Source organism: Halomonas sp. (assembly GCF_031581305.1).
Lineage (GTDB): Bacteria > Pseudomonadota > Gammaproteobacteria > Pseudomonadales > Halomonadaceae > Halomonas.
In genome coordinates this window covers 1-9,242 of the sequence record NZ_JAVLBC010000128.1, presented here as the reverse complement: position 1 = coordinate 9,242, position 9,242 = coordinate 1, and the positions used below count along the sequence as shown (strand labels likewise).

8 protein-coding genes and 2 pseudogenes are annotated in these 9,242 nt (G+C 64.1%); 9 read left to right on the top strand and 1 reads right to left on the bottom strand.

The genetic code is table 11. The features are described 5' to 3' along the window. The 9 genes and pseudogenes from RI841_RS11315 to pheT form a co-directional block, all read left to right on the top strand. Positions 1-438 (top strand): UbiA family prenyltransferase (locus RI841_RS11315; protein WP_310705704.1); only part of this gene is annotated, 438 nt, incomplete at its 5' end. 461 nt (positions 439-899) lie between these two features. Next, positions 900-1,367 (top strand): DUF2489 domain-containing protein, encoded by a 468-nt coding sequence (locus RI841_RS11310; protein WP_310705702.1) that lies wholly within the window; start codon positions 900-902, stop codon positions 1,365-1,367. Positions 1,368-1,667: 300 nt separating this feature from the next. Next, positions 1,668-2,483, top strand: a complete 816-nt coding sequence (locus RI841_RS11305) for an OmpA family protein (protein ID WP_310705701.1) — start codon at positions 1,668-1,670, stop codon at positions 2,481-2,483. A 219-nt stretch (positions 2,484-2,702) separates the two neighbouring features. Then, positions 2,703-4,604 (top strand): threonine--tRNA ligase, encoded by a 1,902-nt coding sequence (gene thrS / locus RI841_RS11300; protein WP_310705700.1) that lies wholly within the window; start codon positions 2,703-2,705, stop codon positions 4,602-4,604. A 34-nt stretch (positions 4,605-4,638) separates the two neighbouring features. Further along, positions 4,639-5,181, top strand: coding sequence for a translation initiation factor IF-3 (gene infC, locus RI841_RS11295; RefSeq protein ID WP_310705705.1), 543 nt, complete (start codon positions 4,639-4,641; stop codon positions 5,179-5,181). 99 nt (positions 5,182-5,280) lie between these two features. Then, positions 5,281-5,475 carry a 50S ribosomal protein L35 gene (gene rpmI / locus RI841_RS11290; protein WP_132041111.1) on the top strand — a complete coding sequence of 65 codons (195 nt, stop codon included), beginning with the start codon at positions 5,281-5,283 and terminating at the stop codon, positions 5,473-5,475. A gap of 37 nt (positions 5,476-5,512) precedes the next feature. Then, the gene (gene rplT / locus RI841_RS11285; protein ID WP_021817421.1) at positions 5,513-5,866 is read left to right on the top strand and encodes a 50S ribosomal protein L20; all 354 of its coding nucleotides are present in this window, start codon (positions 5,513-5,515) and stop codon (positions 5,864-5,866) included. 115 nt (positions 5,867-5,981) lie between these two features. Further along, the gene (gene pheS / locus RI841_RS11280) at positions 5,982-7,001 is read left to right on the top strand and encodes a phenylalanine--tRNA ligase subunit alpha (protein WP_310705698.1); all 1,020 of its coding nucleotides are present in this window, start codon (positions 5,982-5,984) and stop codon (positions 6,999-7,001) included. 34 nt (positions 7,002-7,035) lie between these two features. Continuing rightward, positions 7,036-8,910, top strand: a pseudogene (gene pheT / locus RI841_RS11275) (phenylalanine--tRNA ligase subunit beta); the annotation flags it as partial. Positions 8,911-9,023: 113 nt separating this feature from the next. On the opposite strand, the pseudogene RI841_RS11270 reads toward pheT, so the two are convergent. Continuing rightward, positions 9,024-9,242 (bottom strand): annotated as a pseudogene (locus RI841_RS11270) (hypothetical protein); the annotation flags it as partial.

The following is a 9,242-nucleotide window of genomic DNA, read 5'->3' as shown; positions in this document are numbered from 1 at the left end:
CCGCTGCTGGGGTGGACGGCGGTCACCGGCCAACTGGGCCCCGAACCGCTGCTGCTGATGCTGATCATCTTCGCCTGGACGCCCCCGCACTTCTGGGCGCTGGCGATCCACAAGCGCGACGAGTATGCCCGTGCCGGGGTGCCGATGCTGCCGGTCACCCATGGCGAGGCCTTCACGCGACTGCAGGTGTGGCTCTATGGCTGGCTGACGGTGGCGGTGACCCTGCTGCCTTTCACCATCGGCATGAGCGGGATGCTCTATCTGGTGGGGGTGATGGCGCTGAACCTGCGCTTCATGATGTGGAACTGGCGGGTCTGGCGAGGCCATGACCCCCAGGCTCCCCTGGCGGCTTTCTGGTTCTCCATCCGTTACATCCTGGGCGTCTTTGGCGTGCTGCTGCTTGACCACTATGGGGCCGCTTGGATGCTCGCCGCCTGAGGCCCCGTCGGACGACAAGTCGTCGTCCCTCGATGCAACGAGCCCGGCCATCTGGCCGGGCTCGTTGTATCTTGGCCGCCGTTGTCCGCTTACCAGAGCGTGATGACCAGGAAGTACGCCATCAGGGTCACCAGCACCGTGCTGATCAGGTTGAGCACGAAGCCGGCACGGATCATCGACTGGTTGCTCTTGTGCCCGGTGGCGAAGACAATCGCATTGGAGTGTGGCCACCGGCATCATGAAGGCACAGCTGGCGGCGATGGCGGTATTGGCAGTCACCTCGTGAGGAAAAGGGTCACCAGCACCACGACACCGACCATCGCCAGCAGGGGGAAGGTGCCGAGGGCTTGTCATGAGAGTTGTTGGTGGGGGGCATCATCGCCCGGCACTTCCATCATTTTGAAAGACTCTTTGGGCGTGTATAGTATTTGTACATGTCAAGAATCAACCGGGATACGCCAATGACCACTATGCTGGCACTGATACTTCTCGGCCTGGCGCTGGCCATCATCGCCGGCCTCGGGGCTTACGCCTACACCCTCTGGAAGGAGGTAAAGCGGCGCAAGGCCTTCCGCGAGGAGGAGTTGCAGCGCGCCCATCGGAATTGCCTGGAGAATCTCGAGATGGTCGCCTCGGCGCTGGTGCAGGAGCAGGTCGACATCACGGAGGGTAGCTGGCGCTGCAAGGTGCTGCTGGAGATCCTCGACGAGAAACTGACCGAGCGCCCCGATTTTCAGGCTTTCGATGAAGTGCATCGCCGCACTCGCCACCTGCATACCCACTCCGCGCGTCAGGCGCTCAGGCCGCGTGACCGCTTCCGCGAGGATCGCGAGCGTCTGGCCGTGGAGGAGGAGTTCCGCGAGCCAGTGCTCAAGGCCGCGGCGGCCGTGGTGGAATTTCGTCGCGGCTGGCCGGGCAGTCTGCATTGATCGCTGTACACCTGGAGGGGGGGATTGCGACGTGATGACGTATCATGCGGCTGTGCAGCATCCTTCGATTGCAACCTCCCGGTCCCTGCTGCAGACTCATCAAGATTAGTAGATGGTTGACATGTAGCCTAAGATCACGGTTGTCGGTCCATTGCACTGGCTGAGACATCACTTTCGTGCTTTCTTGGTTAGTGCAGGAAGCGTATCGGAGAACGCTTCCCATGGGTCATTCCTCGGAACCCCGGGTGACGAGGCTTTAGCCTGTCATGCCGGTATGTAGTCAAGAAGAAGGAGCTTTACATGAAAAAATCCACGACTGGTTTGTTGCTCGGTTCTGCCCTGGTGGTTGGTCTGTCAGGTTGTGCCAGCTCTGCTTCCCAATCCGGTAGTGCTGCCGGCGCTTCATCCGATCGCTCCTGGTACCAGCACCCGGCCGTCTGTGGCCTGGCCGGTGGCCTGATCGGCGGTGGTATCGGTTACGCGTCAAGCAGCGATTCCGATGAGGATAGCGGTGCTGCCATCGGTGCCACGACGGGTGCCGCTATCGGTGGCCTGCTGTGTGCCGATCGTTCGCCAAAGCCGGTCGAGCCGGCGCCGCGCGATACTGATGGTGATGGCATCATCGATGCCAATGACCAGTGCCCGGGAACCCCGGCTGGTGTCGCTGTGGATGCCGTGGGCTGTCCGTTGGATTCCGACAACGATGGCGTGCCGGATTACCAGGATCAGTGTCCGGGCACCCCGGCCGGTGCCGAGGTCAACGCGCTGGGCTGCGTAGATGACCTGGTGCTGCGCGACGTCAACTTCGAGTTCGACTCCGCGACCCTGACCATGAGTGCCGAGCAGATCCTCACTGGTGTGGCCCAGAAGCTGCGTTCCAACCCGAACGTCCGCGTGCGTATCGAGGGTCACACCGACGCCGTGGGCAGTGAAGCTTACAACCAGGATCTGTCCCAGGCGCGTGCGGATTCCGTGGCCGACTACCTGATCCGTCAGGGTGTTGACGCCGAACGTATGCGTACCGTCGGTTATGGTGAGTCCCAGCCAGTGGCCAGCAACGATACCGATGCGGGTCGTGCCGAGAACCGTCGCGTGGAACTGGGCGAGTGGGAGTGATCCTGCTCTGACCCTATCCATGGCCCCGGGAGAGATCCGGGGCTGACGGTAGTTCGAGAGAAGGCGCCTCAGGGCGCCTTCTCGCGTGTCGGGCGCCGTTCTCCGCCATAGCGCCACAGGGTACGCTTCTGCTAAGGTGTGTGGCGGTTTTTCTACGAACATTCTTCTGGCGACACGTGATCCCTGGTATGGATCACCACTGCGCACAAGGACCCCTTCATGCCCATCGTCACTCTGCCCGACGGCAGCCAGAGATCCTTCGACGCCCCCCTCACCGTGATGCAATTGGCCGAGAGCATCGGCCCCGGCCTCGCCAAGGCCTGTGTGGCCGGCAAGATTGACGGTGTCCAGGTGGACGCCGCCGATATCATCGACCACGACGCCGAGGTCGCGATCCTCACCGCCCGCGACCCGGAAGGCCTGGAGGTCATCCGCCACTCCTGCGCCCACCTGATCGGCCACGCCGTCAAGCAGCTCTATCCCGAGGCCAAGATGGCCATCGGCCCGGTGATCGAGGACGGCTTCTACTATGACGTCGACTTCGGGCATTCGGTGACCCCCGAGGACCTCGAGACCATCGAGACCCGCATGAAGGCGCTGATCGACCACGAGTACGACGTGGTGCGCGAGTATGTCGACCGGGACCAGGCGATGCTGACCTTCCTGCATCGCGAGGAGCCCTACAAGCAGGAGATCGTGCGCGGGATTCCCGAGGGAGAGACCATCCGGCTCTACCATCACGAGGAATATGTGGACATGTGCCGGGGGCCGCACGTGCCCAATACCCGCCACCTGAAGGCGTTCAAGCTGACCAAGCTGTCTGGTGCCTACTGGCGCGGCAACGCCGAGAACCCGATGCTGACGCGCATCTACGGCACGGCCTGGCCCGACAAGAAACAGCTCAAGGCCTACCTCAAGCGGCTCGAGGAAGCCGAGAAGCGCGACCACCGGAAGCTGGCCAAGCGGATGGACCTCTTTCACCTCCAGGAAGAGGCGCCGGGCATGGTCTTCTGGCATCCCAACGGCTGGACCATCTACCAGGCCCTGGAGCAGTACATGCGCCGGGTTCAGGTCGAGAACGGCTACCAGGAGATCAAGACGCCGCAGATCGTCGATCTCTCGCTGTGGAAGGCCTCCGGCCACTGGGGGCACTACAGTGACATGATGTTCACCACCGAGTCGGAGAAGCGCGACTACGCGGTCAAGCCGATGAACTGTCCCTGCCACGTCCAGGTGTTCAATCAGGGGCTGAAGAGCTACCGTGACCTGCCGCTGCGCCTGGCCGAGTTTGGCAGCTGCCACCGCAACGAGCCCTCCGGCGCGCTGCACGGCTTGATGCGGGTGCGCGGCTTCACGCAGGACGACGCGCATATCTTCTGCACCGAGGGCCAGATCCAGTCCGAGGCCGAGGCCTTCATTGCCCTGACCATGAAAGTCTATCGGGAGCTGGGCTTCGACGACGTGGAGCTCAAGCTCTCCACCCGACCCGACGACGACTTCCTGGGTGAGCCGGAGCTCTGGGACCGGGCCGAAGCCGGTCTCGAGGCCGCGCTCGACGCCACCGGTCTCGACTGGGAGCTGCAGCCCGGTGAGGGGGCCTTCTACGGGCCCAAGATCGAATTCTCGCTGCGCGACTGCCTCAACCGGGTCTGGCAGTGCGGCACCCTGCAGCTGGACTTCAACCTGCCGGGGCGGCTGGGGGCCCAGTTCGTCGACGAGGGCGGGGTCCGCAAGACGCCGGTGATGCTGCATCGGGCGATCCTCGGGTCCTTCGAGCGCTTCCTCGGTATCCTCATCGAGCACTATGCCGGGGCCATGCCACTGTGGCTGGCTCCCCAGCAGATGGTGGTCATGACCATCACCGATGCGCAGCGTGATTATGCCGTATCGCTGGTGGAGCGTTTGCAGAAAGTCGGTCTGCGCGTCAAGTCGGACTTGAGGAACGAGAAGATCGGCTTTAAAATCCGCGAGCATACGTTGCAGAAGGTCCCCTATCTCCTGGTGGTGGGAGATAAGGAAGTCGAGACCGACTCGGTGGCCGTGCGTACGCGCAGTGGCGAGAATCTTGGTACGATGGGGGTAGATGCCTTCATCGCCCATGTCCAGGCTGAGCGGCATTAGCGACATCTTCCCAAGCTGAAGTGGAGACGGAACCATCAAGCGAAGCAACCCAAGAGGGCGTGTTCAAGACAAGCGCCCCCCCATGAACGAGCGGATTACCGAAGATCAGGTCCGCCTGATCGATAGCGACGGCGAGCAGCTGGGCATCGTGCCCACCAGCGAAGCACTGGAGCGAGCCGAATCGGCCGGTATGGATCTCGTGCAGATTTCCAACGCCGATCCGATCGTCTGCAAGATCATGGATTACGGCAAGTTCGTCTTCGAGCAGAAGAAGCAGAAGGCTGCTCAGAAGAAGAAGACGAAGCAGATTCAGGTCAAGGAAGTGAAATTCCGACCTGGCACTGACGAGGGTGACTATCAGGTCAAGATGAAAAACCTGATCCGTTTCCTCGAAGGTGGCGACAAGGGCAAGGTCACGCTGCGCTTCCGCGGTCGTGAGATGGCGCACCAGGACATCGGTCGCAAGCTGATGGAGCGGATTGCCGCCGATCTCGAAGATATCGGGACCGTGGAGTCCTTCCCCAAGATGGAAGGGCGCCAGATGATCATGATCATTGCCCCCAAGAAGAAGCAGTAACCAGAAGAAGTGATCCGATGGCCGGTCCAACGGACGGGAAGCGGCAAGGCTTTTCGTCGGCCTCGGATTTTCTGAAAAACCTCGAGCGGAGTTAACCTCATGCCGAAAATCAAGAGCAACAGCGGCGCTGCCAAGCGCTTCAAGAAGACGGCCAACGGCTTCAAGCACAAGCAGTCGTTTCGCAGTCACATCCTGACCAAGAAGTCCACCAAGCGGAAGCGTCAGCTGCGCGGTATGAAGCAGATTCATGACGCCGACAAGCCGCTCATCCAGCGGATGTTGCCGAACCTGTAACCCCTTGGGTGAACACACTTTACGTCAGGAGTAAGCCATGACTCGTGTCAAGCGGGGCGTTGTCGCCCGTCGTCGTCACAAGAAGATTCTCAAGCAGGCCAAGGGTTACTACGGTGCTCGTAGCCGCGTCTTTCGCGTGGCCAAGCAGGCGGTCATCAAGGCCGGCCAGTACGCCTACCGTGACCGCCGCCAGCGCAAGCGCCAGTTCCGCGCCCTATGGATCCAGCGCATCAACGCTGGTGCTCGTCAGCACGGCCTGTCCTACAGCCGTTTCGTCGGTGGCCTGAAGAAGGCCGGTATCGAGATCGACCGCAAGGTGCTGGCCGATCTGGCCGTTCACGAGAAGGCTGCCTTTGCCGCCATCGTCGAGAAGGCCAAGGCTGCCCAGTAAGGGACGTCGACCCTTGGCCGGCCACGGCGCACGCCGTCAGGCCGGTCCATGATCGTCGCAGGGGAAGAGCAGCCGCTCTTCCCCTGTTTTTTTGATAGACTTCGGAGCTCAACGGATGGACCACCTTCCCACTCTGGTTGCCGAGGCCCGCGACGCCATCCACGCCGCCGACAGCCTGGCCGCGCTGGACGAGCTGCGTGTCCGCTATCTCGGCAAGAAGGGCGAGATCACCGCCCTGCTCAAGGGGCTCGGCAAGCTGCCTGCCGAGGAGCGCCCGGCCGCAGGCGAGCGTATCAACCAGGCCAAGCAGGCGCTGGGTCAGGAACTGGACGAGCAGCGTCAGGCGCTGGAGAAAGCGGCCCTCGAGGCGCGCCTGACGGCCGAGCGGCTCGACGTGACCCTGCCAGGTCGTGGTCAGCCCAGCGGTGGCCTGCACCCGGTGACCCTGACGCTGGAGCGCATCGAGGGGCTCTTCACCCGTATCGGCTACGACGTGGCGGTCGGTCCCGAGATCGAGGACGATTACCACAACTTCGAGGCCCTCAATATCCCCGCCCACCATCCGGCACGGGGCATGGCCGATACCTTCTACTTCGATGCAACCCGGCTGCTGAGGACCCATACCTCGCCGGTGCAGGTGCGGACCATGAAGGATGCCGAGCCGCCGATCCGTATCGTCTGCCCCGGACGCGTCTACCGCAGCGACTCCGATCTGACCCATACCCCCATGTTCCATCAGGTCGAGGGGTTGCTGGTCGACGAGGACGTCAGCTTCGCTGACCTCAAGGGCACCATCCAGGATTTCCTGCACGCCTTCTTCGAACGTGATGACCTGTCGGTGCGCTTCCGGCCCTCCTACTTCCCCTTCACCGAGCCCTCGGCGGAGGTCGACATCCAGTGCGTGATGTGTGGGGGCGAGGGCTGTCGGGTCTGCTCTCATAGCGGTTGGCTGGAAGTGATGGGCTGCGGGATGGTCCACCCCGAGGTGTTCCGCCACTCCGGCATCGACGCCGAGCGCTATACCGGCTTTGCCTTCGGCATGGGGGTCGAGCGCCTGGCCATGCTGCGCTACGGCGTCAACGACCTGCGGCTGTTCTTCGACAACGATCTGCGCTTCCTGCGCCAGTTCGCCTGATCGACCACCGGATAAGCAGAACACAGGATTTGTCATGAAATTTTCCGAACAGTGGCTGCGTGACTGGGTCTCGCCGGCGCTCTCTACCCAGGCACTGGCCGACCAGATCACCATGGCCGGCCTGGAAGTCGATGCCGTGGAACCGGTGGCCGCCGTCTTCAGCGAGGTCGTGGTGGCAGAGGTGGTTGGCAAGGAGCCGCATCCCGATGCCGACAAGCTCAACGTCTGCCGGGTCGACGACGGCAGTGGCGAGCCCGCCCAGGTGGTCTGTGGGGCGCCCAATGTGGCCGTAGGGCAGAAGGTTCCTTTCGCCCGGGTCGGGGCGGTGCTGCCCGGTGACTTCACGATCAAGCAGGCCCGGCTGCGTGGCGTTGACTCCCGTGGCATGATCTGCTCGGCATCCGAGTTGGGCCTCGAGGAGGAGACCTCCGCGGGGATCCTCGTGCTGCCGGCTGGCGCGCCGGTGGGTGAGGGGTTCCGTGACTTCATGGGCCTTGACGACCACACCATCGAGGTGGACCTGACGCCGAACCGCGGCGACTGCCTGAGCCTCAAGGGGCTGGCCCGCGAGGTCGGGGTGCTCAATCGGCTGACCGTCTCGGGCCCGGAGCTGGTCCCCGTGGACCCCACCCTCGATGAGACCTTCCCGGTGCGCGTCGAGGACGCCGAGCGCTGTCCGCGCTACATCGGTCGCCTCATCAAGGGGGTCGACGTCACCGCCGAGACCCCGCTGTGGATGGTCGAGCGGCTGCGCCGCAGCGGGATCCGCTCCATCGATCCGGTGGTCGATGTCACCAACTACGTGATGCTCGAGCTCGGCCAGCCACTGCATGCCTTCGATCGCGCCAACCTGCATGGCAGCGTGGTCGTGCGACTGGCACGGGAAGGCGAGCGCCTGGTGCTGCTCGACGGCCAGGAGATCACCCTGAACGCCTCCACCCTGGTCATCGCCGACGAGCGTGCTCCGCTGGCCATCGCCGGCGTCATGGGCGGCGAGCACTCCGGCGTGAGCCCCGAGACCCGCGACATTTTCCTCGAGGCCGCCTTCTTCTCGCCGCTGGCGGTCGCCGGCCAGGCGCGCGCCTATGGCCTGCATACCGACGCCTCGCATCGTTTCGAGCGCGGTGTTGATCCCAGTCTGGCCCGTGAAGCCGCCGAGCGGGCCACGGTCCTGCTGCTGGCGATCACCGGTGGCAAGCCGGGGCCGCTGGTCGAAGTCGCGAGCGAGCAGCACCTTCCGGACGGCCGCGAGGCGACCCTGCGAGCGTCGCGCCTGGAGCAGGCGCTGGGCAAGTCGCTGCCCCGTGACGAGGTCACCGAGATCCTCGAGCGCCTCGGTCTTGCGGTCGATGCCTCCGTGCAGGGCTGGAGAGTGCAGGTCCCGAGCTGGCGCTTCGACATCGCCATCGAAGAGGACCTGATCGAGGAGGTGGCGCGCATCCACGGCTACAATCGCCTGCCGGTGCGCCGTCCCCTCGTCCGCCTGGCCCTGCGCCCTGCCCATGAGGCCCACACCCCCCTGGCGCGACTGCGCCGCCAGATGGTTGCGCGTGGCTACCAGGAGGCCGTGACCTACAGCTTCGTCGCTCCCGAGTTGCAGCAGGTCCTGCATCCCGAGGCAGTGTCGCCGACGCTGGCTAACCCCATCTCCAGCGATCTCTCGGTGATGCGTGCGAGCCTCTTTCCGGGGCTGGTACGGGCCCTGCAGCATAACCTCAATCGCCAGCAGAGCCGGGTGCGACTCTTCGAGACGGGCCTGACCTTCCGAGGCGAGCTCGACGACCTGCACCAGGTCCCGATGCTCGGGGCGCTGGTCTGCGGGCCTCGCGAGCCGGAGGGCTGGACCGGCGGCAAGGCGCCGGTCGACTTCTTCGACCTCAAGGGTGACCTGGAGAGCCTGCTGGCCCTGCAGGCCGCCGTGGGCGACCTGGACGAGAACGACGTCCTCGCCATGGATGCCCTGTTCGGCAGCGAGAATCCCGCCTGGGGCGACACCCCCCGCTGATTGCCCCCAACCGGGGCTCAGTCCCGATGGCTGCCGTGGCGGATGGAGAGCGCCAGCCAGAACATCCCCGCCACGGCGCCGCCGAAGCCCAGGGTCGTGAAGACCGGGAGCCCCAGAAAGGTGGGGCCGTCCTTGAGAAAGGCGACCACGATGGCGGTGCTGATGATGAGCGCCGCCGTCACCAGCCCCACCGCCAGGCGGCTCGCGGCCCGGTCCATCTGGTGGCCGAACTGGAT

Bases quoted from the DNA above. Each gene is read 5' to 3' on its own strand.
- RI841_RS11310 (WP_310705702.1), top strand. From the start codon at position 900: ATGACCACTATGCTGGCACTGATACTTCTCGGCCTGGCGCTGGCCATC.
- RI841_RS11305 (WP_310705701.1), top strand. From the start codon at position 1,668: ATGAAAAAATCCACGACTGGTTTGTTGCTCGGTTCTGCCCTGGTGGTT.
- thrS (WP_310705700.1), top strand. From the start codon at position 2,703: ATGCCCATCGTCACTCTGCCCGACGGCAGCCAGAGATCCTTCGACGCC.
- rpmI (WP_132041111.1), top strand. From the start codon at position 5,281: ATGCCGAAAATCAAGAGCAACAGCGGCGCTGCCAAGCGCTTCAAGAAG.
- rplT (WP_021817421.1), top strand. From the start codon at position 5,513: ATGACTCGTGTCAAGCGGGGCGTTGTCGCCCGTCGTCGTCACAAGAAG.
- pheS (WP_310705698.1), top strand. From the start codon at position 5,982: ATGGACCACCTTCCCACTCTGGTTGCCGAGGCCCGCGACGCCATCCAC.